This window comes from Rhodococcus globerulus NBRC 14531 (assembly GCF_001894805.1).
Taxonomy (GTDB): Bacteria; Actinomycetota; Actinomycetes; order Mycobacteriales; family Mycobacteriaceae; genus Rhodococcus_F; species Rhodococcus_F globerula.
The window spans coordinates 304,325-329,836 of the sequence record NZ_BCWX01000004.1 but is presented as its reverse complement, the minus strand read 5'-3'; the positions used below and the strand labels follow the sequence as shown (position 1 = coordinate 329,836).

Below are 25,512 nucleotides of genomic sequence, written 5' to 3'. Positions count from 1 at the left end.
GGCGCTTCGTTCGGGTGCAATCGCTACGACCCATCGAGGAGTAGGCATGACTAGATCGGTAGTGAATTCGGGAGGGCCCGCAGGGCGCGTATCCGATCAAGAGCGCACCAGGAAGCGTGCACATCGCAAGCTTCTCGGCGCCGGACTTCTGGGCAGCTCGATCGAATGGTACGACTTCTTTCTCTATGGAACGGCTGCAGCGCTTGTCTTTCCGCATGTATTCTTTCCGAACTCGTCCGCCCTCATGGGTACATTGCTCTCGTTCAGTACGTTCTGGGCGGGATTCGTAGCTCGGCCGATCGGTGGGATTGTTGCCGGCCATTTCGGGGACAAGTACGGACGTAAGCCTGCCGTGGTTACCTGCCTGCTCCTGATGGCATTGGCGACGTTCCTGATCGGCGCGATTCCGAGTGCATCGGCAATCGGCGTCGCTGCTCCAATTCTGTTGGTCACCTTGCGATTCATTCAGGGTCTTGCCTGCGGCGGGCAGTGGGGCGGCATTGTCTTGCTTCTCACGGAGTCGGCTAGTCCGAAGAAGCGGGGATTCTCCGGAACCTTTGGACAGATGGGTGTTTCGTTCGGCGTGGTTCTCGGCAACGTCGTATTTCTGATCGCCACTGCGACGATCTCGAACGAAGCATTCCTGAGCTGGGGATGGCGAATTCCCTTCTTCGCCAGCGCATTACTCTTCCCAGTCGTCCTGTACATCCAGACCAAGGTTGAAGACACTCCGGAATTTCTGGAGTTGCAGAAAGAAGCGGCTCGCAACAAGAAGGATGCAGTGGTGCAGGCGCCGCCGACAAAAGCGATCAAAACTCATTGGCGCAAGATTCTTCTCGGCTGTGGTCTTCTGGCTGCTACCAACTCGCTCTTCTACATCAGCATTGCCGGTGTTTTGAGCTACGGCACAACGGAACTCGGCCTAAAGAGGAATTCTCTTCTGATCATCTCTCTCCTCAGCGCGCTCCTGACCGTCGGAGTGGTGCTGTGGTCGGGAAAGATGTCGGACAGGATCGGGCGTCGTCCGATGATCTTGATCGGTGCGGCCGCGATCGTTGTCTGGGCCTTTCCGTACTTCTGGCTGATCAACACCAAGTCGCTACCGCTCTTCTTTGTTGCTGTCACCGTCGGCAGCGTTTTCCAGTCGATGACATACGGGCCCATCGCGGCATACATGGGCGAGTTGTTCGCCCCGAATGTCCGCTACTCCGCAGCGTCTCTTGCCTATCAACTGGCAGCGATCACTGTCAGCGGTGGCACACCGTTCATCATGACGGCGCTGATCGCGAAGACGGGAACCACGACCCTGGTTGCTGTGTTCGTCGCACTCATGGGATTGGTGACCTTCTTCAGTGCGTGGGCGCTTGCCGAGACCAATCCGAAGGAAGTCCGCGACGATCCAGAGGCGATCCCCGGTGCGCATCTGTATGCGTCGTAGCGAGACAGGTAAGCCCCGGCAGACAATTCTGCCGGGGCTTTCCCGCGTGCTCAGCTCTGTTTCAGAGTGACCAGTCCGGTGCGGTCGATCGAGCGTTTGAGGATCTTGCCGGTGGAACCCTTGGGCAGTGCGTCGATGAACTGCACAACCCGAGGAATTTTGTACGCCGACAGGCGCTCCCGTGCCCATGTAGTCACGTCGGCAGCATCGACGGCGCTACCCGATCGCACCGCTACGACTGCCGCGACTTCCTCACCGTAGTAGTCGTCCGGGATACCTATCACTGCAGCTTCGATGATGTCGGGATGCTGATACAGCACCTCCTCCACTTCGCCGGGGTACACGTTGTACCCGCCGCGGATGATCAGATCCTTGACCCGATCGACTATACGAAGGTCTCCGTCCGGATCGGTTTCACCGAGGTCGCCGGTGCGGAACCACCCGTCTGGGGAGAGTACCGCCGAGGTATCGTCCGGGCGTTTCCAATAGCCCTTCATGACAGTGGGGCCCTTGATGAAGACCTCTCCGACTGTGCCTGCGGGGCAATGATTTCCGTCGTGATCGCGAACCTCGACTTCGGTTCTCGGGACGGCCCGGCCGGTGTAGCCGATTTTCGGCGGACGGTCGATGCTGTTGAACGTTCCGAACGCGCTTGTCTCGGTAAGGCCGTACCCTTCGAGGATCGTGCAGGCGAACCGAGTTTCGAAGGCGCGGGCCACCTCGCCTGGAAGGGAGGCTCCGCCGGAGATTGCGATTCTGAGTTGCTCGAAGTCGGAGCTGTCCACGTCGGCTGCTGCGTGGAGCATGGCATTCCACATCGTCGGAACACCGGCCATTATGGTGAGTTTGTCCTTGCGGACCAGATCGAGCATGGCGGTCGGATCGAAACGCGGAAGCAGGGAGAGTGATCCGCCGCCGGTGAAGGTTGCCATCATCACGGAGCCCTGTCCGAAGATGTGGAACAGCGGTAGACCCGTTCCCGTTCGGTCCGAAGAGTTTCCGCGGCTACTCTCGGCTCCGATTTCGCCGGCCGACAACAGGTTTCCCACGGTCAGCTGAGCACCCTTCGGGCGTCCGGTGGTGCCGGAGGTGTAGAGAATCGCAGTGGTGTCGTGTACATCTCGGTCGGCAATCGCTGTCGGTTCCTGGTCGGTTCTCGCCGATTCTTCGGTAAGGGTCCAGACCGGAACGCCGCGGGCAGCGCCGGCGTCATGGGTCGCCGGCCCGAGTTGATGCCAGGCGATGGCGAGTGAGATATCGGCGTCGTCGAGCACGTACTCGATCTCGGGCTGTGCCGACATTGTATTGACCGGGACGACGATGCAACCGGCAGCCTGAATTCCCATGTACGCCACGATGAATTCCGCAACCGACGGAGCGGCGAGCAACACCCGATCTCCTTCGCTCAATCCGGCAGCACGGATTCGGCCGCCAAACGAGAGGGAGGTGTCGTGGAGTTGTCGGTATGTCCAGTCCCGGCCGGAACCGCGAATCGCGAGGTTGTCCGGTGTGGCTGCGGCGTAACGGGTTACCGGATCGAGAACGCTGACCATGGATATGCCTTTCAGGAGAATCGACCGATTGTGTGTCCTGATGTCCTTGCCGAGCGTACACTTGAACTCGGTGTCAACATTGAGTTTGTCGTGAATATCCCTCAGTAGCAGTGAACTTCGGAAAGGTGAGTAGCGTGGTGGATGACGACTCGCGGATATCCGAACTGCCTCTTGCTCCGCCGGCGGGGCATCGTGATCCGCCGAGCACCGAACGGGGTGCTCGCACCAGGGCTGCGCTGATCGCCTCTGCACGTGTGGTTTTCGAGCGGGCCGGCTATTTGGATGCGCGATTGATAGATATAGCGAAGGAAGCTGGGTGTGCTACCGGTTCCTTCTACACCTATTTTGCCAACAAGGAAGAAGTTTTTGCGGCCGTCCTCGAGGTAGCTCGTGAGGAAATGATGCATCCGGGCATCGGTAGGGTTGCGGGCACTGACGATCCATATGCCATTCTTGAGGCAAGTAATCGGGCGTATCTTGCGGCATATCAACGGAATGCAAAGTTGATGGGATTGATGGAGCAAGTTGCCAGTATCGACCCGGAGTTCCGCAGGATTCGCAACGAGCGGGCAGATGCATTTATTCTGCGCAACGCGCGAGGTATCGCCGAACTGCAAGAACGTGGTGTCGTTGATCCCGGCTTGAATCCTCTGCTTACGTCAATGGCATTGTCCGGCATGGTGAGTCGATTTGCCCACAGTGTATTCACGTTGGGTGACGGGCGAGTGGAAGGCAGGCCGGTCGAATTCGACGAGATTGTCGGCACCGTGACGGATCTGTGGGCCAATGCGCTGAAGTTCCCGAGGCGGAGCTGACGAAGCGCGCCCTGGTCGAGAGTGCTCAGGGCGCGCCTCGAAAATCGTCTCAGCTCTTCTCGACGACGCGAGCTACCGCTTCCGCGACGGCCACAGGCTTGTCGGAACCTTCGCGCTCGAGCACCTGGCGCGTCTTTACCTGGATACCGCCAGGCAACTGCTCGGCGGACACCACGGTTGAGCGCATCCGCAGTCGCGAGCCCACCGGGACCGGGGCGGGGAAGCGCACTTTGTCGTATCCGTAGTTGAGGCTGTGCGCAAAGCCGTCGAAGGCCAGGAGTTGGGAGGAGAACTGTGGACCCAGTGAGAGGCTGAAAAGTCCGTGCGCGATGGTGGTGCCGAATGCGCTCGCCGCCGCACGCTCTGGGTCGACGTGAATCCACTGGTGATCGTTGGTGACCGCGGCAAAAGCGTCGATGCGATCCTGCGTGATCTCGTACCACTCGGTGGGGCCCAGTTCCTGGCCGATCAACTTCTCGAGCTCGGCAAACGTGGACGGGCGGACGGGCAAGTGCTCTTCAGTCATCGTGGTCCTTTACTCGCAGTTCAGGAGGTTGGAAAATAGATTCCAGCGGCGACGGTTGAAGTTGACGCCGGATTCAACTATACATGACAAGAGACGTGGATCACGGTAAAAGCTTTCGGTGAATGCAAGCGAGAGGAATCGCCAATGAAGGTCGCCCAGAAGGTTGCAATTGTCACCGGAGGTGGCGGCGGTATCGGGGGAGCGCTCGCCAGGAAGTTGGCGGCGGAGGGCGCCCGCGTAGTTGTGGCCGATCTCAATGCCGATGCAGCTGCCGCTGTGGCCGACGCGGTCAACGCAGGGCACCCAGGATCGGCGGTCTCCGCCGGTGGCGACGTGTCAGACGCCGGTGTGATCGAGGGGTTGATCGCGCAGGCCGAGGAGGCTTTCGGTCCCGTTGATCTCTACTTCGCGAATGCCGGTATCACCGGCGGCCTCGGTCTCGACGTCGACGAGGACGGCTGGGACGTAGCCTTCGACATCAATGTGCGGGCCCACATTCGAGCTGCTCGTTTGTTGGTTCCCGGATGGGTCGAGCGCGGCGAAGGGTACTTCGTCAGCACCGCTTCGGCTGCCGGCCTGCTCACGCAGGTCGGGTCGGCGGTGTACTCGGTTACCAAGCATGCGGCAGTGGGTTTTGCCGAGTGGCTGTCGATGACATACGGAGATAAGGGCGTCCGAGTCAGCTGTCTGTGTCCGATGGGTGTCAACACCAAGCTCCTCTACGAAGGGAAAGAGACCGGTGATCCCCTCGGAGTCGCTGCGACGGGAGCTGTCCTTGCGGCCGGCGAGGTGATCGAGCCCGACCAGTGCGCCGAAATCGTGTTGGCTGCAATGGACGCCGAGCACTTCCTCATCCTCCCGCACCCCAAGGTACTGGACATGTACCGGCAGAAGGGCGCTGATTACGATCGCTGGCTCAGCGGAATGCGCCGTTACCAGGCGTCGTTGCTCGCCGGAACGCGATGATTCCGGAACTTGTACTTTCGCAGCAGCGTGGGTCCGTCCTGCTGCTGACTTTCAATCGTCCGAATGTCCTGAACGCCTGGACAAACGAACTCGAGGACGTGTACTTCGATCTACTGGCCGCCGCGGACGACGATCCCGACGTCCGGGCAATCGTGATCACGGGTGCGGGTCGCGGATTCTGCTCGGGTGCAGATCTGAGCAACCTGAAGAACGTCGGCGACGTTTCCGACGAGGATCTGGTGCGGCCTCGGCCTCGCGAGTTTCCCACGTCGCTACGTAAGCCGTTGATCGGCGCGATCAACGGAGTAGCGGCCGGACTTGGTTTTGTGGAAGCGCTGTACTGCGACGTTCGATTCGGTTCGTCTGCAACACGATTCACCACCGCATTTTCCAAGCGCGGGTTGATCGCCGAGTACGGCATCTCATGGACGTTGCCTAGACTTGTCGGCCGGAGTCGGGCCACCGATTTACTGCTGTCGAGTCGAATGGTCGGAGCCGACGAGGCCTACCGCATCGGACTGATCGACCACCTGGTCGACGGTGATGTCGTAGAAGCAGCGGTTGCCTACGCCGCAGAAATTGCGGCCAACTGCTCGCCGACCTCGTTGTCGGTCATGAAGTCCCAGCTGAGCGCCGACGAGACCGGCACGTTCGACGAATCCACGCAGCGCGCGGAAATGCTCATGGTCAACGCATTTCGCGGACCGGACGTCGTCGAAGGTGTCGCGAGTCATCTGGAGCGTCGGCCACCTAATTTTCCTTCCCTCTCTGTCAGGAGTTCACATGTCAGTCTTTGAGTTCTCGGATCGCACCAGGAAGTACCAGGCCGAACTGCTCGACTTCATGGACAAGCACGTCTATCCGGCCGAAGCGGTCTACGAAGCGCAGATGCGTGAGTCCGGTAACCCGCACTTCCAGCCGCCGATCATCGACGACTTGAAGAAGGAAGCCAAGGCGCGTGGGCTGTGGAACCTCTTTCACCCGCACCCCGAATGGGGCCCCGGCCTGACCAACCTGGAATACGCACCGCTCGCGGAGATCATGGGCCGCAGCCACCTGGCTTCCGAAGCCACCAACTGCGCCGCTCCGGACACGGGAAACATGGAGGTGCTCACGCTCTTCGGCACCGACGAGCACAAGGAGAAGTACCTCAAGCCGCTTCTCGAAGGCGAAATCCGGTCTGCCTTTGCCATGACCGAACCCGAGGTTGCCAGCTCCGACGCCACCAACATCCAGCTCCGCATGGATCGCGATGGCGACGAGTACGTACTTAACGGCCGTAAGTGGTTCGCTTCCAACGCTTTGCACCAGAACTGCAAGGTTCTGATCGTGATGGGCAAGACGGACTTCAATGCCGCGACGCACCGCCAGCAGTCGATGATGGTCGTGCCGATCGACGCTCCCGGCGTCACCATCGTGCGTAACCTGCCCGTCTTCGGTTACCAGGACCGCGAGGGACACGGCGAGATCACCTTCGAGGACGTACGCGTACCGGCCAAGGACATCCTCGCCGGCGAGGGTGAAGGTTTTGCGATCAGCCAGGCCCGCCTCGGCCCCGGCCGCATCCACCACTGCATGCGTGCCATCGGAATGGCCGAGCGCGCACTGGAACTGATGTGCAAGCGCGCATCCACCCGCATCACCTTCGGAAAGCCCGTCAGCGACAACGCCAACATCCAGGACTGGATCGCCGAGGCGCGCATCGACATCGAAATGGTTCGGCTACTCACGCTCAAGGCCGCACACATGATGGACATGGTGGGCAACAAGGAAGCACGTACCGAGATCGCGGCCATCAAGGTTGCGGCCCCGAACATCGCGCTCAAGATCATCGACCGCGCCATCCAGGTTCACGGCGGCGGCGGCGTGACGGACGACTTCCCGCTCGCAATGGCATACGCCCACATGCGCACCCTTCGGCTCGCCGACGGCCCGGACGAGGTACACAAGCGCGCCATCGCCAAGCAGGAGCTGCGCAAGTACCGCGAAGTCAAGGCGAACTGACATGGCAGGACTGGACCTCACAGGCAAGACTGCGATCGTCACCGGCGCGTCGCGTGGCATCGGCCTCGCGACCGCGCAGGCGATTGCGGCGTCGGGCGGAAACGTCGTACTGACCTCGCGCTCACAGGAATCCGCAGATGCCGCTGCCGCACAGGTGAACGGCAACGCGATCGGCGTCGGCGCTCACGCGACGGACGAGGATGCTGCCCGCAAGTGCGTCGAGCAGACGATCGAGCGTTTCGGCAGTCTCGACATCTTGGTGAACAACGCGGGCACCAACCCGTCATTCGGGCCGATAATCAACCAGGATCACTCGCGCTTTGCCAAGACCTTCGACGTCAACGTGTGGGCTCCAGTCCTGTGGACCGGGCTGGCGGCCCGAGCCTGGATGAGTGAGCACGGTGGTTCCGTGGTCAACACCGCCTCGATCGGCGGCATGGCGTTCGAGGCCGGAATCGGAACTTACAACGCGTCGAAAGCCGCGCTGATCCACATCACCAAACAATTAGCGCTCGAACTGTCGCCGAAGATTCGTGTCAACGCCGTTGCTCCGGGAGTGGTGAGAACCAAACTCGCCGAAGCTCTGTGGAAAGAACATGAAGAAGCGGTATCCGCGTCGACTGCACTCGGACGCATCGGTGAACCGGAAGACATCGCTGCTGCCATCGCCTTCCTGGTTTCGGATGCAGCCCAGTGGATTACCGGTGAGATTATGACCATCGACGGTGGCCAGTTGTTGGGTGACGCGCTCCCGTTCCGGCGCGGAGCGTCCGTCGGTGGCTAGCGTCGGAGTAGTGGGACTCGATACCGAAGCGGTCACCGGGTGGATCGCAGGCCTGGGGATCGACTTCACCGGGCCGTTGTCCTTCGATCGAATCGGCCTGGGGCAGTCCAACCTCACGTACCTGGTACGTGATCAGGACGGTAACCGTTGGGTGCTCCGACGCCCACCGCTCGGTCACCTGCTGGCCTCGGCTCACGACGTGGCGCGCGAAGCTCGAATCCTGAGCGCTCTCGAATCCACGGATGTACCCTCGCCTCGCGTGTTCGGGTTGACCGAGGACCCGGCTGTCACCGAAGTTCCGTTGCTGCTCATGGAGTTCGTGGACGGCGAAGTTGTCGACCGGATGCCACTTGCCGAGGCGTTGTCGGAGGATCGTCGCCGGGCAATCGGCATCTCGCTCGCTCAGACGCTGGCGAAGATACACGCCGTCGATCTGAAGCAAGCCGGGCTCGACGACCTTGCAAGCCACAAGCCTTACGCCGCACGCCAGTTGAAGCGCTGGGGTGGACAGTGGGAACAGTCGAAGACACGGGAATGTCCTGATTTGGACGATCTCACCCAACGTCTGATTGCAGCGCAGCCGGCACACACCGAGACCACGTTGGTGCACGGCGACTTTCACCTACGCAACGTGATCACCTCGGCGAGCAGCGGGGAGGTTGTCGCGGCGCTCGACTGGGAACTCTGCACACTCGGCGATCCATTGGCAGACGTCGGAAGCTTGTTGGCGTACTGGCCGGCGGCGGGGGAGAACACCGGCGGCGATTTCCCGGCGTCGGCGCTACCCGGATTCCCGTCGCGAGACGAGATCTCCCAAATCTACCTCGACGCCACCGGGAGAGATCCGGCTGCGCTGAAGTTCTGGCACACCTTGGGCCTGTGGAAGATTGCGGTGATCGCCGAAGGCGTGATGCGTCGTGCCCGCGACGAACCGCAGAATGCGGCCGAGAGTGGAACTCCCACAGTGGAACGTATTGACGCCTTGGTGGCAAAAGCCAGGGAAATTGCAGATCAGGCCGGGATCTGACGAGATCGTCCGGTATCCGTCGAATCACGAAATCATGGAGGGCCAGTGAGCCAGGAACGTAGAACCGCAATTGTCACGGGTGCAGCACGCGGAATCGGTGCGGCAGTGGCCAAGCGACTGTCGGAAGACGGCTTTGCCGTTGCCGTGCTCGACCTCGACGAAGCAGCGTGTGCCGGAACCGTCGACGCGATCAAGGCCGCAGGCGGGCAAGCCCTGGCCGTCGGCGCTGACGTTTCCGACGAAGAGTCGGTCGCCGCAGCAGTGGAGCGGGTGGCAGCAGAACTCGGTTCGCCGACCGTACTGATCAACAATGCAGGCATCACCCGCGACAACCTTCTGTTCAAGATGAGCGTTGCTGAGTGGGACTCGGTGATGAACGTCCACCTGCGCGGAGCGTTCCTCATGTCGCGCGCGGTGCAGAAGTACATGGTGGAAGCGAAGTTCGGCCGTATCGTCAACCTCTCGAGCACGTCGGCTCTCGGCAACCGCGGACAGGTCAACTACTCCGCAGCGAAGGCGGGAATGCAGGGATTCACCAAGACACTGGCCTTCGAACTGGGCAAGTTCGGTGTCACCGCCAACGCCATTGCCCCCGGATTCATCGAAACCGAAATGACCGCCGCAACGGCCGAGCGCATGGGAGTCGGCTTCGAGGACTTCAAGACCGCTGCCGCTTCGCAGATTCCGGTCAACCGCGTCGGACAGCCCGAGGACATCGCGCACACCGCGTCGTTCTTCGTCAGCGAAGGCGCAGGCTTCGTTTCCGGTCAGGTCGTCTACGTCGCCGGTGGACCCAAGGACTGACTGTCCGCTCACCGCTCGAACCGAAGGAATGGGCATGGCTTTCGACGAAGAAGCAGTATCGCGTGACCTCACCGCCAAAGTGAACACGCTTCTCGCGGAAAATGATCCGAATGCTGTATCAGTATCGGATTTCCTCGCCGCACGATTCGACGCCGGACTGGCGTGGGTTCACTTTCCCGAAGGCCACGGCGGTCTTGATCTGCCACAGAGCTTTCAGCGACAGATCAACGCGCAATTGGCGGCAGCGGGAGCCCCGGGGCCGGACACCGGCAAGAACGGTATCGGCCTCGGCATGGCTGCGCCCACCATCGCAGCGTTCGGCACCGAAGAGCAGAAACGAAAATTCCTGCGGCCGTTGTGGACATCCGAAACGGTGTACTGCCAGCTCTTCAGTGAGCCGGGCGCAGGATCGGACCTGGCTGCCGTCGCCACCCGGGCTGTCCGCGACGGCGACGACTGGATAGTGAACGGGCAGAAGGTCTGGACGTCGGGGGCTCAGAACGCTCAGTTGGCGATTCTTGTTGCCCGGACTGATCCGGAGCGGTCCAAACACGCAGGATTGAGCTACTTCATCTGCGACATGACCGATCCCGGAGTTGATGTCAGGCCGCTCCGCCAGATCACCGGTGAGGCTGAGTTCAACGAGGTATTCCTCACGGACGTCAGGATTCCGGATGCCAACCGGCTGGGCGGCGAAGGACAGGGATGGAAGGTTGCAACCACCACCCTGAACAACGAACGGGTGGCCATCGGTTCGGGTGCACCGCGTGAGGGCGGCATGATCGGAAAGGTTGCGCAGGCCTGGCGCGACGAGCCTGAGCTGCGTAACCCGGCGATGCACGACGAGTTGATGCGGCTCTGGACCGAATCGGAGGTCGCGCGTCTGACGGGTGAGCGTCTGCGCCAACAGCTTGCCGCCGGCCAACCGGGGCCTGAAGGTTCGGGAATGAAGCTGGCGTTTGCAGGCTTGGCACAGCAGATTTCAGGTTTCGAGCTGGAAATGCACGGCGAAGACGGGCTGCGGTACGACGACTGGACGCTGCGTCGTCCGGATTTTGTCGACTTCACCGGGCGTGAACCCGGCTACCGGTATCTGCGAGCCAAGGGCAATTCGATCGAGGGCGGAACGTCCGAGATCCTGCGCAACGTCATCGCAGAACGTGTACTCGGGTTGCCGCCCGAGCATCGCGTCGACAAGGACATCGCCTGGAAGGACCTGCCCCGATGAGCGCCGATCTGCTGTACTCCGAGACCGAACAAGACCTGCGTGCCAGTGTCCGACGTTTGCTGAGTGCGCGCTCAGGTGCCGACACCGTGGTCACTGCCTACGACGACGTGTCCGCCGACTTCACCGGGCTGTGGAAGTCCCTGGCGTCGGAACTCGGTTTGGCGGGACTGCTGGTACCTGAGGAGCTGGGCGGGGCCGGCGCGTCGACGCGTGAGGCGGCGGTCGTGATGGAGGAGATCGGCCGCGCGGTCGCTCCCGTTCCGTTCTTCACGAGTGCGGTGCTGGCGACGACGGCGCTGTTGAAAGCCGGCGAAACCGAGGTGCTCGGTCGATTGGCAGCCGGGGATTCGACGGCTGCTCTGATCGTCCCGTTATCCACTGCACCAGGTACTTTCGCGCCCACGGTCAGAGCGACGGTAAGCGGACTTGTCGGCAGCGTCACCACGGTTGCCGGCGTCGCCGAGTCCGATGTTCTTGTTGTTCCGGTTGCCGGTGAGAGTGGTGTGGAGCTGCACATCGTGCGGATCGCCGACGCTACTGTGACACCGATCCTGTCCCTGGACATGACGCGCCGATTGGCGGACGTCGAGTTCGCGGAGGCGCCATCGATCCGCGTCGACAGTGGCAATGCCGCTGAGGCTGTCGAGGAGGCATTGCTCTGCGGAAGTGCACTCCTGGCCTCAGAGCAGTTCGCAGTGGCGCAGTGGTGCCTCGAGACCACGCTGGCTTATGTGAAGGAACGCAAGCAGTTCGGCCGCGCAATCGGTTCGTATCAGGCGATCAAGCATCGTCTGGCGGACCTGTGGCTCGAAGTCAGCTCTGCGGGTGCGGCCGCGCGTTATGCGGCTGATACCTATGCACGCGGTGACTCCGACGCGGCAGTTGCTGCGACGCTCGCTCAGGCGTACTGCAGCGGAGTCGCGGTTCATGCGGCGGAGGAATGTGTACAGCTTCACGGCGGGATCGGTATGACGTGGGAGTATCCGGCGCACCTGTATCTCAAGAGAGCCAAGAGTGACCAATTGACGCTGGGAACTGCATATCAGCACCGGGCGCGGCTTGCCGAGCTCGTAGACCTCCCCATCTCGTCCTGAACCACCCTCACTACCGAAACTGGAGAAAACACTGTGAAGGCTTGGCGCGTCAATCAACTCGGTGAACCCCGCGATGTCCTCTCGTTGGAGGAGGTGCCGGAGCCCACAGCTGGTGCCACGGAAATGCTGGTGAAGGTACTCGCAGCACCGGCGAACTTCCCCGACGTACTCATGTGCCGTGGTGAGTACCAGATCAAGCCGCCGCTGCCCTTCACTCCCGGTGTGGAATTGTGTGGTGAAGTTGTGTCCGTGGGTGATTCGGTCACGAAGTTTGCGGTAGGCGATCGCGTGATCGGCAATCCGAGCTTGCCGTCGGGTGGCTTTGCCGAATTCTCGGTGCTGGACCAGAACAACACCTTTCCGGCGCCATCGGCACTGGACGACGCCGAAGCCTCCGCGCTGAGCATCGGCTATCAGACGGCGTGGTTCGCGCTGCACCGTCGCACACAACTGCTCGAAGGTGAGACCCTGCTTGTTCATGCCGCCGCAGGTGGTGTGGGCAGTGCCGCAGTGCAACTCGGCAAAGCTGCCGGTGCCAAGGTGATCGGTGTTGTCGGCGGACCGGAGAAGGCCGAGTACGCGCGCAAGCTCGGGGCGGACCTCGTGGTGGACCGTCACAGTGAGGACTTTGTTGCCGCGGTGAAGGAGTTCACCGGCGGCAAGGGCGCCGACGTGGTCTTCGACCCGGTTGGCGGCGATGCGTACGCAAAGTCGACCAAGTGCATCGCGTTCGAAGGCCGGATCGTCATCATCGGATTTGCCGGTGGCACGATTCCACAACCGGCTCTCAATCATGCTCTCATCAAGAACTATTCGATCATCGGTCTGCACTGGGGCCTCTACAAGGCGTACAACCAGCAGGCCATCGACGATTGCCACGTCGAGCTCACCAGGCTCGCCGACGCAGGCTTGGTCAAACCCCTGATCAGTGAGCGGTTGTCGTTGACGGACGTTGCCGACGGTATCGGTCGCCTCGGCGACGGCACCACGGTCGGCCGAGTCGTGTTCCAACCCTGAATCGCACAACACTGGAAAGGTCCTCATGAGACAAGCTGTCATCGTGTCCACCGCCCGCACTCCGATCGGCAAGGCGTACCGCGGCGCGTTCAACAACACACAGGCTCAAGAGCTTGCTGCACATGCTATTTCGAATGCCGTTGCGCGCGCCGGGCTCGAGGGTGGTGAAGTCGAGGACGTCATCCTCGGCGCAGCGTTGCAGCAGGGATCTTCCGGCGGCAACGTCGCACGGCAAGCGGTGCTGCGGGCCGGGCTTCCGGACTCGGTGTCCGGAATGACGATCGACCGTCAGTGCTCGTCCGGACTGATGGCCATTGCGACGGCGGCAAAGCAGATCGTCGACGACGGTATGCAGATCGCGATCGGTGGTGGCGTCGAATCGATCTCGTTGGTCCAGAACGATCACATGAACAACTTCCGTGCGGCAGATCCGTGGCTGAAGGAGAACAAGCCGTCGATCTACATGCCGATGCTGCATACGGCCGAGATCGTGGCCGAACGCTACGGCGTCACGCGTGAGCAGCAGGACGAGTTTGTACTGGTGTCTCAGCAGCGCACTGCAGCAGCTCAGGAAGCAGGCCGTTTCGATCTCGAGATCGTGCCGCTGACGTCGGTCAAGCAGGTTCAGAACAAGGAGACCGGCGAGATCGGCACCGAGTCGGTCACACTCACTCGCGACGAAGGTAATCGTGCGTCCACCACGTTGGAGGGCCTCGCGAGCCTGCGTCCGGTGCTGGCCGACGGTACCGTCAGCGCGCATTCGTCCATCACCGCCGGAAATTCGTCACAGCTGTCCGACGGCGCGTCGGCATCGGTGTTGATGGAGGCTGGTGAGGCGGAACGTCGCGGCCTGGCTCCTCTTGGCATCTACCGCGGAATGGCTGTTGCCGGTTGCGCACCGGACGAGATGGGAATCGGTCCGGTATTCGCGATTCCGCGTCTGCTCGACCTGCACGGACTGAAGATCGACGACATCGATCTGTGGGAATTGAACGAGGCATTTGCTTCTCAGGCGCTGTACTGCCGCGACAAGCTCGGCATCGACCCCGACAAGTACAACGTCGACGGTGGCGGAATCTCCGTCGGACATCCGTACGGGATGACGGGTGCGCGGTTGGTCGGCCATGCTCTCCTGGAAGGGAAGCGCCGCGGCGCCAAGTTGGTTGTTGTCACCATGTGCATCGGCGGCGGCATGGGTGCTGCCGGGCTTTTCGAGGTCGCATGAGCTTGCTGGAGGGATTGTTCGACGTCAGTGGCAAGACTGTCGTCGTGACGGGTGGTTCGCGCGGAATCGGCTACATGATCGCTCGAGGATTTGTCGAAGGCGGCGCGACGGTAGTCATCTCGGCCCGTAAAGCGGAAGCGTGCGATGAAGCAGCGCGAGAGCTTTCCGAGTTCGGCACCTGCATCTCGCACCCGGCGGACTTGTCCACGGACGAGGGAATCGAGAGCCTCGCTGCGAAGGTCGCCGAGATTTCGCCGACACTCGACGTGCTGGTGAACAATGCCGGCGCAACGTGGGGCGCCCCCGTCGACGATTTCCCGGCAGCCGGCTTCGACAAGATCTTCGACATCAACGTCAAAGCGATCTTCCTGTTGACGCAGAAGTTGTTGCCACAGTTGCGTTCTGCGGCGACGGCAGACGATCCCGCGCGAGTGATCAACATCGGATCGATCGACGGTCTTGTGGTGTCAGGCTCGGAAAACTTCTCGTACGGAGCGAGTAAGGCCGCAGTGCACATGTTGACCCGCAAGTTGGCGGCGACGCTTGCCGGCGAACGGATCACGGTCAATGCCATTGCGCCTGGGCCCTTTCCGTCGAAGATGATGGCCTTCTTGCTCGAGAACGAGGAAAGCGCGCAGGCGGTGGCGGATTCTGTTCCGCTTGGCCGGGTCGGAACGCCACAGGATGCGGCCGGTCTTGCAATCTTCTTGTCCTCACGCGGCGGCGCCTACTTGACGGGGACGGTAATTCCCCTCGATGGTGGAACGAGCGGAGCGCGCTGATCGGCTGACGACGGTCACGTCTGCGCCGGTTGCAGATAGACGATCTCCTCTGTGATCGGCGCATCGTCAATTGGCGGCTCTTGTCGGCGCCGCCACCAGATGGTGAACACGACGGCTCCGATCACCAGAGCTGCCAAGGCAGCTACGGCCAGCCAGAACCTCGGCCCGTAGTAGCCGACCAGGACCATGCGCATCGCGTTGCGTGCCCAGGTCAGTGGCATCAGGGCGTGCAACCACCGCAGCGGGGCAGGCATCTGTTCGATGGGATACACCGCACCGAATGCAAAGATCTGAATCATCAAGGCGCTCAGTGCGATGAACGTTCCGTTGACGGCGCCGAATACAACGGTGAACAGGCGTCCGCAGGCAACTGCAGCTGCACCGACAAGGATCATCACGGCGACCATCGCCACCACGCTGGGTGGGTCCACATCCGCGACGGTCAGCGCAATCACGGACAGTATCAAAGCAGTGACAAGGGTGACGAGTGCCGGAATGCGGTAGCGGCGCAGACCTTCACGCAGCATCGAGCCATGCACTTGCTGCGAGCGCCCACGACGTGGGCGGACTACGAACCAGGTGAGAATTCCGCAGAGGAACAGGGCTACGGACATCACTGCCGGTACTGCTCCAGGTCCGAATCCAGCCGCTGGGTAGTTGTTTCGAGCGTCAACCGCGACGGGTGCCGACAACAGGTTGGCGGTGGTGGCGCGTTCCTCGTCGGTGAACTGCGGTACCTGGGCGGCGCCGTCGGTGAGTCCCTGGGCCAGCTCGCCCGAGCCTGCATTCAGTTCACCCATGCCGACATTCAACTCGCCAAGACCGTCGCGGAGTTCGACGCTGCCTGCTGCCAGTTGGCCGATGCCGGAGGATAGTTCGTTTGCTCCCGCATCAAGTTGGTGCGCACCATCGGACAGTTGCCCGAGGCCGGTGCTCAATTCGCCGGCGCCGGCGGCAGCGGCGTTCAATCCGCCGCGATAGTCACTTGCCGGATCGGTGAGTTGGCGGGTGATTTCCCTGGCGCCGTCCCGGAGTTGGCTGAGTTGGCCCATCACGTCGTCATCTGCAGGTTGTGCGGTGAGCGAGGTTCGTAACGTGGAGAGCGCGTCGACAAGTCCGGCGGACACGGGGTCACCTGCGAGCCGAAGCGAATTCGTCAACGCGTCGAGCTGACCGACCACAGCACCCGCCGAGTCGGCGATGTCGAGGATTGGCGTCGTCACCATGTCGACCACTTCACTGATCTGGCGCGCCCCGGCGCCCAGTTCGTCCGCGCCGCCCACCAATTGCTGCATTCCGGTCGCGAGTTCTCGAGACCCGGCTGCGGCCTCATCGGTACCCGCGGCGAGTTCGCCCGCTCCCGCCGCAAGTTCCTGTCCGCCCTGGTTCGCCTCGCCGAGACCGGCCGCAAGTTCCGTACTGCCGGCGTAGAGCTGGTTGGTGCCGGCCAGTGCGGCAGCGGAGCCGTCGGAAACCTGTTGTGCGCCGGCGGCTGCTTCTCCGAAGCCGGTTCCGAGTTCGCCGAGTCCCACCAGAACCTGGTCGATGGACTGCTCGCCGATGGATTCGGAGACGGCTGAACGTACCTGCGCGATGATGCTCTCGCCGACGGGGCCGGCGACGAGGCTGTTGTAGTCGTTGTAGACCACCTTCAATTGGGCTTTCCGTCCCGAACCGGTAGCCGCACTTGCCACATCGGCGCTGAACGACTCGGGTATCACGACGGAGAAGTAGTACGTGCCGTCGTCGACGCCCGTCTGCGCTTCCTGAGCCGTGACGACCTTCCAGGCGACGTCGCCACTGTCGACCAGTGCGGCCACCACGTCGTCTCCTGCAACGATGTGGGTGCCGTCGAGATCGGTGCCCTTGTCGGCGTTGACAATGGCCACGGGCAGACGGTTCACAGTGTCGCCCGGGTCCCACAAAGCCCACATGTAGAAGGCGGCAATCGAGAGCGGCGCGATCACCAGCACCGCGAGGATCGTGCGAATGACATGCGCACGCCGGGGCGAAGCGTCGTGAGCGGATGTGGACACCATGAACGGCTCGTTTCTCGTGAACCGGAGTGGACGGCGGGGCACTCCGAATGCGCTGGACATACGTCCAGCTCGGTCACGATACAAACTCAAGTTTGGTTGTGTGTCGGTTTTCGCCGAATTATCGTTCTGTGAGGTTCTTGCGCAAGCAAAGTATGGGGGTACGCGTGCCTGTACAGGCACGCGTACGCCAGTGGTCCTAGCCGGTGTATCAGTCGAAGCGCCTGAATAGATGGACCGACGCAGTGACATACGGTTAGCAGGGGTTAGGCTCTCCGATCTTGACGACGGATAGAACTGCTTCGAGCTCGTTGACCTCGCTACCGGCGGCAGGTGACTGACTGACAACAATCCAATTCGAGTCGAGCACTTGGTTGCGACCGGCACCTGTTGCATCTGCGCTTCGTGAAAAGAAGACGCCAGCGGCTTGTATACGGTCTTGAGCGTCTTGGAGGTTCGTGCAAACAACGTTGGGCATGACTGCCGGGGCTGCGGCGGGAGTCGCGACGGGAGGCTCTGCAACTGGGGACGATGTGGTCGTGGTCGTGATAGGAACTGGTGTTGTCGTGGTCCGGGGCGCGGTGCTGGTAGTTGTTGTCATCGATTCCGTTGTTGTCGTAACAGCATTGGTGTCCGTTTCGCTCGAGCACGCGGCGAGCGTTGCGATTGCACAGCCAGCGATAATGATGGATCGCATGATGTTGTGTGTCGACCGAAATTTAGAGGAGAAATTACGTGAGGTGAGCATAATTGTCCTTGCTGAAGTTAGTGGGATATGCGGGATCGATGGACTTGTCGCGCTATACATTCGTGACTGATTGCAGTCGACTGCATAGTAGGTGAGTTACTGGGGTATCCGACAATTTCGCATCAGTTGGGCACGAGAGCGGTTACGGATCCCATTGTTTGAGGGATGTTAGATCGCCGGAGAACTCGATATCGGATACGTAGTCTCGTGCTCAACTTTTCGGTTCCAGTATCAAAATCGTCTATGCCACAATGTGCTCGCCTGCTCCGGTCAACCGAGCAGTTTCGCTTCGCCGGAGAGGCCGCGGGATTAACGTGTAGATGAAACCCCACGGTTCTTGTCCGAAAGGATCGGCTATGCGCTCATTTCTGATTCCGGACAGCCAGCGTCGCAGCCTCGAAGAACTCGATGATCGGCTGGATCTCTCCACCGGAGACAAGGCGGCAAAACGTTCCGCGTTCTGGATAATGCTCGTTCTCTCCGGGATGATCGCGAGCGCCGGGGTAGTGGGTGACTCGACGGCCACTGTGATCGGGGCGATGATCGTCGCTCCGTTGTCCACGCCGATTCTGGGGATCGGCCTCGGCATCGTTACCGGTCGGGGCGCACTCATTGCCCGCAGTGTTGTGTACATCGCGGGTGGGCTCGTTGTTGTCGTTGCTCTCGGTTTTCTGTTTTCCCTTGTTCTGCTCAACCCGACGAGTGTGCTGTCCAACTCTCAGGTGACCGGACGAACCACCCCGACGTTGACGGATCTCGCGGCGGCCATCGCCACAGGGTTTGCCGGGTCGATCGCGATTACCCGGCGCGATGTCGGTGACGTGCTCCCCGGCGTGGCGATCGCGATTTCACTGGTTCCGCCTCTTGCCGTTGTGGGTGTCTGTCTCGGTTCGGGTGCACCGTCGCTTGCGTTGGGGGCGCTGATCCTCTTTGCGTCGAATGTCGTTGCCATGGTGATCACGGCGACGGTGGTACTGGTGATCGCCGGTTATGCGCGCGAATCAGGGGCAGCTGCCGCGGGACATCGACGGGTCTACCTGGTGTTGGCGTCGGCCCTGGTTGTTGTTGCCATCCCGATGGTGGTGAATTCTCTGGCTTCGTTGTGGGCGAGCCAGATCCATGATGCCGCGGAAGAGTGGCTGGCTGGAGTTCCGGGCGTTCAAGTCGGGTCCGTCACGTGGCAGGCGCACACCGCGGTGATCGAAGTACTGGGACCGCAGGATCTGCCGCCTGTCGACGACCTCGAGCGTGCGGTCGACGCGTTGGTGCCCTGGGGTCCGCACATTGTGATACTTCACGCCGTCGGTGCCCGAGTAGAGGCCGCGGAATAGAAGCGAAGTTACGTTCGCCTCTCTTCGGGGCATCCTCCCCGCGAAAGGGGAGCGATGAAACAGTCATGGAAATTGCCGGTAGTCGCATTGGCCTGTGCCTTTGTGCCCGCCGGCGTTGTCACAACAACAGCCCAGGCCTCGCCGTGGGGTTGCAATATCTCGGCGATCTTCGACAAGTCAGGTGGGCCGACCAACCCGATTCCGTGGCTCAACGGAACCGACGGGAATCTCCCCGACATGCAAGGCCGCACGTCTGCGGTCGAATACATCACCGGAGCGCTCAGCCCCAATCAGACGGTCGAACGGTTCAATGTGCTCGGCACCGATCTCGGGATCATGTGGGACAACGGCGCAGGCCAGGTTCTGACGGTCTTCGGCGATACGGTCGGATTGAATTCGGACCCGACGTGCGGCGGCGTTGTGGGTGACTGGCGAAGCAACGTCCTCTTTCGCAGCGCCGACGGCATTCTCAGTGACGGCATGAATATCGACTCCTCACCGGTCGATCGCCCCAATCGCTCCCGCGAAATCATCGACAGCCTCAAAGTCACCGGAGTCGAAACCAGCAGCATTCCTACGACGGGTATCGCGGTGGGTGGCGTGCAGTACGTCAACTACATGTCGGTGCGGTCGTGGGGAGGATCAGGAGAATGGGTGACAAATTTCTCGCAGATCGCGTCCTCCCGGGACAATGGCGAAACGTGGCAGGTGGAACCGGCGTCGGCGCGCCCGAACCTGCCGTTGACCGGTAACGCCAACTTCCAGATGGGGTCCTTCGTCAAGGACGGTGGGTATGTCTACAACTTCGGGACACCGTCGGGCAGGTTCGGCGAAGCGCGACTTTCGCGAGTGAAGGAAGAGTCGATCGTAGACGTCGCGGCGTACGAATACTGGGACGGAAAGGCTTGGGTGCCAAACAAACCCGATGTAGCGACGCCGGTTCTCGACGGCGACGTCAGTGAACTGTCGGTGCAGTACAACAACTATCTCGGAAAGTTCGTTGCGATGTACTCGAACGAATGGGGTGCTCTGGTGTTGCGTACCGCCGACCAACTGACCGGCCCGTGGAGTGCCCCCGACATCGTGATCGAACCGGGCGCCGTCCCTGGCCTCTACGGCGCGTATATGCATCCGTGGTCTCAGGGGCAGGATTTGTACTTCCTTGCTACGACGTGGTCGGACTACAACGTGATGTTGATGAAAACGACGCTGTAAAAGCGAGTGGCTATCGTTGAACGGTGAGTACCACCGAACAACTCCCCACTCTCATCTCCGAACTGCGCGACGTACTGGTGGGTCCGCTGCCCGAGATCGGCCGCAGATTCTCGGTGTTGCTCACTGATCTGGTGCCACACACCGCGCTCGTGATCTTCACACGTGAATGCACCGGCCGGCCACGCAAGGTGGCTGGAGATCCGGCAGTCGTCGATCGAGTCACGATCGCCGAACTTGATCGCATCCGAACCGATCTTGCTGTGGGACAGATCTTTCGGGGGCAACTGGCGGTTGCCGGCCGGGAGCGTGAAGTGGTTGCCGTTCTCGATCGGACAGACACAGTGCTGGTCCTGTTGCCGCGCTCGACGGCAACTCGGGCAACGGCGCTCGAGTTGGCCGCAGCACTGTTCGGGGTGGTCGCTACCGGCATTCAACTGCAGGTCCGCAATGCCAGCCCGGCTTATTTGGCGGAGTCGCGTGCCGCGTCGTCGGAACGCGCGCGCACGGTTGCCGAGATGACCGAGGTTCACGCGGCGACGCTGGAGACCGTCCTGGCCACATTGCGTTCGGATGATCTCGACGACACTCGGGCGCGAACAGCTGCCAGGGAGACCACGTCGTCGGCGTTGATCCGGTTGCGGTCCGCTGTCGACGTCCATCGGGAACTGGCGGAAGAGGCAATCACCACGGCTTTTGCGCGGATGCGCGGGGAGTTGCGATCACTGCTCAAACACCGCAACGTCGAGTTGGAACTGGTGGAACCGCCGGTCGAGGGGCGTGGGCTTCCCGGTGAAGTTGCGCACGGCGCGCGGGCGGTGGTGCGAGGTGCGGTGCTTGCTCTTGCGGATCAACACACGCTGTCGCGGATTCGGGTCGAGTGGAGCCTCGACGGTTCCGCTCTGTTGATCGACATCCGCGACGACGGGCGAGGCGAAGCCGACGTTGCCGATCTGGAACGCCAATTGCGTTCGCGGGTAGAGACGTTGGGCGGATCAATAGATTCGGAGTCGACTACAGGTTGGGGCAGCCGGATCAGTGCCACCATTCCGCTCGACGTGGTTGCCGCGACGCCCGTCGACCACACGCTGTCCGATCTGGGTCCGCGAGAAATCGAAGTGCTCGAGCATCTGGTCGCGGGTCGTCGGAACAAGGCGATCTCCGAGCGTCTCGGTGTCAGTGAGAGCACCGTGAAATTTCACGTCGCGGGAGTTCTCAAGAAACTGGGCGTCGACAGCCGCGGTGCTGCCGCAGCTGTAGGCGCGGAAGCCGGTGTCAAACCAGCTCCCTAGCTCTTCGGATAGGTCGGTCAGTTATTTCGGCCAGGGTTCCGGCTCGGGTATTCGGGTTAACCTCGTAGTGCGTTCATATATTGCTATGTGACGACATGTCCGAAAACGCACAAGCCAGGAGCAGAGCCATGCCACAGCAGGTACGCGGCGTCATCGCCCGATCCAAGGGTGCCCCCGTCGAAATCGTTCCCATCACGATTCCCGATCCCGGTGCCAACGAGGTGGTTGTTGCCATCGCAGCGTGCGGCGTGTGCCACACCGACCTCACCTACCGCGACGGCGGCATCAACGACGAATACCCGTTCCTTCTCGGGCACGAGGCGTCGGGCATCGTCGAGAGCGTCGGCGCGGGAGTCACGCACGTCGAGGTCGGCGACTTCGTCGTCCTGAACTGGCGCGCCGTCTGCGGGCAGTGCCGTGCATGTAAGCGCGGACGCCCCCAGTACTGCTTCGACACCTTCAACGCCGAGCAGAAGATGACCCTCGAAGACGGAACCGAACTGACGCCGGCCCTCGGCATTGGCGCGTTTGCCGACAAGACCCTTGTCCACGAAGGCCAGTGCACCAAGGTCGATGCGTCGGCTGATCCCGCTGTTGTCGGTCTGCTCGGTTGCGGTGTCATGGCCGGTATGGGTGCCGCCATGAACACCGGCAACGTCGGCCGCGGCGACTCGGTGGCCGTCATCGGCTGCGGTGGTGTCGGCGACGCCGCCATCATGGGTTCGCGTCTGGCCGGCGCCAATACCATCATCGCCATCGACCGTGATCCGCGAAAGCTGGAGTGGGCCACAGAACTTGGCGCAACCCACACGATCAACGCCACCGAGGTCGACGACGTTGTCGAAGCTGTTCAGGAGCTGACCGGTGGTTTCGGCGCAGATGTCGTCGTTGACGCAGTTGGACGCCCGGAGACGTGGAAGCAGGCCTTCTACGCGCGTGACCTCGCGGGAACCGTAGTGCTGGTAGGTGTTCCGACGCCGGACATGACTCTCGAGATGCCACTTGTCGACTTCTTCTCCCGTGGTGGCGCACTCAAGTCGTCATGGTACGGAGACTGCCTGCCCGAGCGCGACTTCCCGGTCCTGGTCGATCTGTACCAGCAGGGGCGTCTGCCGCTCGAGAAGTTCGTCAGCGAGCGCATCAAGCTCGACGAGGTCGAGAAGGCCTTCGAGACGATGCACCGCGGCGAGGTCCTGCGCTCGGTGGTGGTCCTGTGACCTTGCGAGTCGATCGCGTCGTCACATCAGGTTCGTTCAGCCTCGACGGCGGAACGTGGGACGTGGACAACAACATCTGGCTGATCGGTGACGACAACGAGGTGGTTGTCGTGGACGCCGCGCACACCGCGCAGCCCATCATCGACGCCGTTGCCGGCCGCAAGGTTGTCGGAATCGTGTGTACTCACGGACACGACGATCACGTCACCGTTGCGCCGGAACTGTCCGAGAAGCTCGACGCTCCGATCTACCTGAATCCGGCCGACGACGTCCTCTGGGAGATGACACATCCAGGCGTCAAGCACCTGAGTTTGGAAGACGGGCAGCGAATCTCGGTGGCAGGCACCGATATTCTGGCCATGCACACGCCGGGCCATTCGCCGGGATCGACCTGCCTCTACCTGCCCGAGGCGGGGGAACTGTTCAGCGGCGACACCTTGTTCTCCGGTGGACCCGGTGCAACGGGGCGCTCGTACTCCGATTTCCCGACCATCATCGGATCGATCCGCGACAAGCTGTTTGCCTTACCTGCCGAGACCACGGTTCACACCGGTCACGGTGACGGCACCACAATCGGTACCGAGGCGCCGCACCTCGAGGAATGGATCCGCGCCGGATCCTGACTGCGGCAGAAACGGTCGGTGCGAGCACGACGTGTGTTCGCACCGACCTTCAGGGCGCGTTCCCTGACCGGAACTCGGCGTCACAGAGTCTCGCCGAAAAACTCCATAGTGCGTGACCAAGCGAGTGTTGCAGCGTCGGGGTTGTAGTGGTCGCCGGCGGTGTCGTTGTTGAACGCGTGGCCCGCGTCGGCATACCGGTACACCCGGGCGAGTTCGGAGGCGGCCCCGCGTAATTGTTCGACGCTCTCCGGCGGGATACCGGTGTCGAGGTCGCCGTAGTGACCGAGCCACGGAACCTTCAGTTGGGCTGCAAGTTCGGTCCCGGCAGCGATTCCCGACCATCGTGCTTCGGCAACCGCGCCGCCGTAGTAGGTGACCGCGGCATCGACAAGAGGAACAGTGGCGCACCACAGTGACGCGGTGCCACCCATGCAGAATCCGAGGGAGCCGACCTTGCCGGCTCCCTCGGACTTGCAGTACGCGACGGCGGCACGTACGTCGTGACCGATCCCCTCGCTGTTCAGCGCCATGAGAGAATTCTTGGCCGATGGAAAATCGGTGAAGAACGACTGTGATCCACGGTGGTAGAGGTGCGGAGCGACCGCAAGGTATCCGGCCCCGGCGAGGCGTAACAGGATGCTCTCGATATGAGCGTTGACGCCCCAGGCCTCCTGCAGCACGATCACCGCAGGTATCTGCGTGGCAAGCGATTCGGGTCGGGCGATGCTCAGCGGTACGTCGTTCACCGTGCTCGAGAGAATGTCCATTCTCCGACTGTAAGCGAACGCTCAGCCCGTCGCAGCGAGCACCTCGGATTGTGCACGTAGCCACGCCATTGCTTCCACGCGGTAACCGTCGATACCTTTGTATTCGGCTATTTCCTGAGGTAGTTCGGTCACTATGGCCGCCAATTGCTCCGCCCATCGCGGGATTGCGGCGATGTCCGACAGCGGGGCCAGGTACGTGCGGATATTGAAGACCAGTGCTCCGGTCAAGGGAAGTCGGATCAGGTGTTCGAGTTCGATGCGGAGTTGGATTCGGCCCCAGTCTTTCTGGGAGATCAACTCCGGCATGTCGTGCATCCACTGCGGCATTGTTTCGAGGCTGGTGTCACGCAACCGGGAACCGACGGCGGAGAACGTCCAGTTCACCCGGCGATAGATCTGCTCTGTTGTCAGCATCCGCATGAAACTCTGGGCTCTGCCGGTTACGCCACCTGCGGTCAACCCAGGTACCGGCACGTGAATCTCGTCGAAACTCATTCCGATATCGAATTTCACGGACCAGTCGGCAGACGAGGTGACCAGTGCGGCGTCGAACCACAACTGGTCGTCGCGTTCGGTGAGCAGCAGAATATCGTCGGGTACCTGGCAACCGATGAATGTCAGTGGGTCTTCGGGAAGGGTGAACAGATCTCCGAGTGTGAAGCTCTGTTCGATCCCCAGCAGCCGATTGGTCCAGCGATAGCGATTACCTCTGCCTTCCAACAACATCGAAGCCGGATAGGACGCGGCGAGTTGACGCATGAGAAACAGCATGACGTCCCAGCACGCCGGCATCATGTGCGGCAGCATCTGTGCCCGGCCCGGATCCCGGTCGAGGATGTCGCGTCGTAGCTGCATCATGTAGAGGTAGTCGTCGCCGAGATCAACGACGTGTTCACCCCATTCGCCTGCCAGAGTTGTCGTCAACCGCGGTGCCGGTTGAACGTTGACGCCGTAGCGAAAGGTTCGGTCTTCGTCGGGGAACGGCCACGGCAAGGTCTTCAGATCACTCACAACTGCACTCCT

At 61.6% G+C, this 25,512-nt stretch carries 25 protein-coding genes; 19 read left to right on the top strand and 6 right to left on the bottom strand.

Translation table 11 applies throughout. From position 1 onward, the window contains the following. The first annotated feature begins 46 nt into the window (after nt 1–46). Nucleotides 47–1,438: an MFS transporter gene (locus RG2_RS22165; RefSeq protein ID WP_033233632.1), complete on the top strand. Its 1,392-nt coding sequence runs from the start codon at nt 47–49 to the stop codon at nt 1,436–1,438. Between the two features lie 50 nt (nt 1,439–1,488). Here RG2_RS22165 and RG2_RS22160 read toward each other — a convergent pair whose 3' ends face one another. After that, nucleotides 1,489–2,991 carry an AMP-binding protein gene (locus RG2_RS22160; RefSeq protein WP_033233631.1) on the bottom strand — a complete coding sequence of 501 codons (1,503 nt, stop codon included), beginning with the start codon at nt 2,989–2,991 and terminating at the stop codon, nt 1,489–1,491. 134 nt (nt 2,992–3,125) lie between these two features. Here RG2_RS22160 and RG2_RS22155 point away from each other — a divergent pair, with 134 nt between their 5' ends. Continuing rightward, complete coding sequence (locus tag RG2_RS22155) at nt 3,126–3,806, top strand: TetR/AcrR family transcriptional regulator (RefSeq protein WP_033233630.1); 681 nt, start codon at nt 3,126–3,128, stop codon at nt 3,804–3,806. Nucleotides 3,807–3,855: 49 nt separating this feature from the next. Here RG2_RS22155 and RG2_RS22150 read toward each other — a convergent pair whose 3' ends face one another. Next, on the bottom strand, nt 3,856–4,332 hold the full coding sequence (locus RG2_RS22150) for a MaoC family dehydratase (RefSeq protein ID WP_033233629.1): 477 nt from the start codon (nt 4,330–4,332) through the stop codon (nt 3,856–3,858). Between the two features lie 144 nt (nt 4,333–4,476). Between RG2_RS22150 and RG2_RS22145 the strand changes: the two genes are divergently transcribed. The 11 genes from RG2_RS22145 to RG2_RS22095 are packed head-to-tail and all read left to right on the top strand — an operon-like array spanning nt 4,477 to nt 15,263. Then, nucleotides 4,477–5,298, top strand: coding sequence for an SDR family oxidoreductase (locus RG2_RS22145; RefSeq protein ID WP_033233628.1), 822 nt, complete (start codon nt 4,477–4,479; stop codon nt 5,296–5,298). Next, nucleotides 5,295–6,095 (top strand): enoyl-CoA hydratase-related protein, encoded by an 801-nt coding sequence (locus RG2_RS22140; RefSeq protein ID WP_033233627.1) that lies wholly within the window; start codon nt 5,295–5,297, stop codon nt 6,093–6,095. Before RG2_RS22145 ends, RG2_RS22140 begins: the two co-directional genes overlap by 4 nt. Further along, nucleotides 6,082–7,302, top strand: coding sequence for an acyl-CoA dehydrogenase family protein (locus RG2_RS22135; protein WP_033233626.1), 1,221 nt, complete (start codon nt 6,082–6,084; stop codon nt 7,300–7,302). Before RG2_RS22140 ends, RG2_RS22135 begins: the two co-directional genes overlap by 14 nt. A 1-nt stretch (nt 7,303) precedes the next feature. Then, nucleotides 7,304–8,086 (top strand): SDR family oxidoreductase, encoded by a 783-nt coding sequence (locus RG2_RS22130; protein ID WP_033233625.1) that lies wholly within the window; start codon nt 7,304–7,306, stop codon nt 8,084–8,086. Then, nucleotides 8,079–9,113, top strand: a complete 1,035-nt coding sequence (locus RG2_RS22125; protein WP_033233858.1) for a phosphotransferase family protein — start codon at nt 8,079–8,081, stop codon at nt 9,111–9,113. Before RG2_RS22130 ends, RG2_RS22125 begins: the two co-directional genes overlap by 8 nt. Before the next feature lie 45 nt (nt 9,114–9,158). Next, nucleotides 9,159–9,917, top strand: coding sequence for a 3-oxoacyl-ACP reductase FabG (gene fabG, locus RG2_RS22120; protein ID WP_033233624.1), 759 nt, complete (start codon nt 9,159–9,161; stop codon nt 9,915–9,917). Between the two features lie 34 nt (nt 9,918–9,951). After that, nucleotides 9,952–11,145, top strand: coding sequence for an acyl-CoA dehydrogenase family protein (locus RG2_RS22115; RefSeq protein WP_033233623.1), 1,194 nt, complete (start codon nt 9,952–9,954; stop codon nt 11,143–11,145). Next, nucleotides 11,142–12,239: an acyl-CoA dehydrogenase family protein gene (locus tag RG2_RS22110; protein WP_033233622.1), complete on the top strand. Its 1,098-nt coding sequence runs from the start codon at nt 11,142–11,144 to the stop codon at nt 12,237–12,239. Before RG2_RS22115 ends, RG2_RS22110 begins: the two co-directional genes overlap by 4 nt. A gap of 33 nt (nt 12,240–12,272) precedes the next feature. Next, nucleotides 12,273–13,256: an NADPH:quinone oxidoreductase family protein gene (locus tag RG2_RS22105; protein WP_033233621.1), complete on the top strand. Its 984-nt coding sequence runs from the start codon at nt 12,273–12,275 to the stop codon at nt 13,254–13,256. Between the two features lie 25 nt (nt 13,257–13,281). Beyond that, nucleotides 13,282–14,481, top strand: coding sequence for an acetyl-CoA C-acyltransferase (locus RG2_RS22100; protein WP_033233620.1), 1,200 nt, complete (start codon nt 13,282–13,284; stop codon nt 14,479–14,481). After that, nucleotides 14,478–15,263: a RhlG family 3-oxoacyl-ACP reductase gene (locus RG2_RS22095; protein ID WP_033233619.1), complete on the top strand. Its 786-nt coding sequence runs from the start codon at nt 14,478–14,480 to the stop codon at nt 15,261–15,263. Before RG2_RS22100 ends, RG2_RS22095 begins: the two co-directional genes overlap by 4 nt. A 14-nt stretch (nt 15,264–15,277) precedes the next feature. Here the strand turns inward: RG2_RS22095 and RG2_RS22090 are convergent, their stop codons facing one another. Both RG2_RS22090 and RG2_RS32405 read right to left on the bottom strand, forming a co-directional pair. Beyond that, a complete protein-coding gene (locus RG2_RS22090; RefSeq protein ID WP_033233618.1) occupies nt 15,278–17,302 on the bottom strand; it encodes a YhgE/Pip domain-containing protein in 2,025 nt (674 codons plus the stop codon). Nucleotides 17,303–17,555: 253 nt separating this feature from the next. Next, complete coding sequence (locus RG2_RS32405; protein ID WP_230590092.1) at nt 17,556–17,777, bottom strand: PASTA domain-containing protein; 222 nt, start codon at nt 17,775–17,777, stop codon at nt 17,556–17,558. Here RG2_RS32405 and RG2_RS32400 point away from each other — a divergent pair. The 6 genes from RG2_RS32400 (at nt 17,776) to RG2_RS22060 (ending at nt 23,722) form a co-directional block, all read left to right on the top strand. Further along, nucleotides 17,776–18,117 (top strand): hypothetical protein, encoded by a 342-nt coding sequence (locus RG2_RS32400; protein WP_230590091.1) that lies wholly within the window; start codon nt 17,776–17,778, stop codon nt 18,115–18,117. The genes RG2_RS32405 and RG2_RS32400 overlap by 2 nt on opposite strands. 286 nt (nt 18,118–18,403) lie before the next feature. After that, nucleotides 18,404–19,378, top strand: a complete 975-nt coding sequence (locus tag RG2_RS22080; protein ID WP_033233616.1) for a TIGR00341 family protein — start codon at nt 18,404–18,406, stop codon at nt 19,376–19,378. Between the two features lie 54 nt (nt 19,379–19,432). After that, nucleotides 19,433–20,593, top strand: a complete 1,161-nt coding sequence (locus RG2_RS22075) for a glycoside hydrolase family 183 protein (RefSeq protein ID WP_033233615.1) — start codon at nt 19,433–19,435, stop codon at nt 20,591–20,593. Nucleotides 20,594–20,616: 23 nt separating this feature from the next. After that, nucleotides 20,617–21,882, top strand: coding sequence for a helix-turn-helix transcriptional regulator (locus RG2_RS22070; protein WP_033233614.1), 1,266 nt, complete (start codon nt 20,617–20,619; stop codon nt 21,880–21,882). 128 nt (nt 21,883–22,010) lie between these two features. Then, nucleotides 22,011–23,099, top strand: coding sequence for an S-(hydroxymethyl)mycothiol dehydrogenase (locus RG2_RS22065; RefSeq protein ID WP_033233613.1), 1,089 nt, complete (start codon nt 22,011–22,013; stop codon nt 23,097–23,099). Continuing rightward, nucleotides 23,096–23,722 (top strand): MBL fold metallo-hydrolase, encoded by a 627-nt coding sequence (locus RG2_RS22060; RefSeq protein WP_033233612.1) that lies wholly within the window; start codon nt 23,096–23,098, stop codon nt 23,720–23,722. Before RG2_RS22065 ends, RG2_RS22060 begins: the two co-directional genes overlap by 4 nt. A gap of 80 nt (nt 23,723–23,802) precedes the next feature. On the opposite strand, the gene RG2_RS22055 is transcribed toward RG2_RS22060, so the two are convergent. Continuing rightward, a complete protein-coding gene (locus tag RG2_RS22055; protein ID WP_033233611.1) occupies nt 23,803–24,489 on the bottom strand; it encodes a dienelactone hydrolase family protein in 687 nt (228 codons plus the stop codon). A gap of 21 nt (nt 24,490–24,510) precedes the next feature. After that, nucleotides 24,511–25,500 (bottom strand): heme-dependent oxidative N-demethylase family protein, encoded by a 990-nt coding sequence (locus RG2_RS22050; protein ID WP_033233610.1) that lies wholly within the window; start codon nt 25,498–25,500, stop codon nt 24,511–24,513. Nucleotides 25,501–25,512 lie beyond the last annotated feature (12 nt).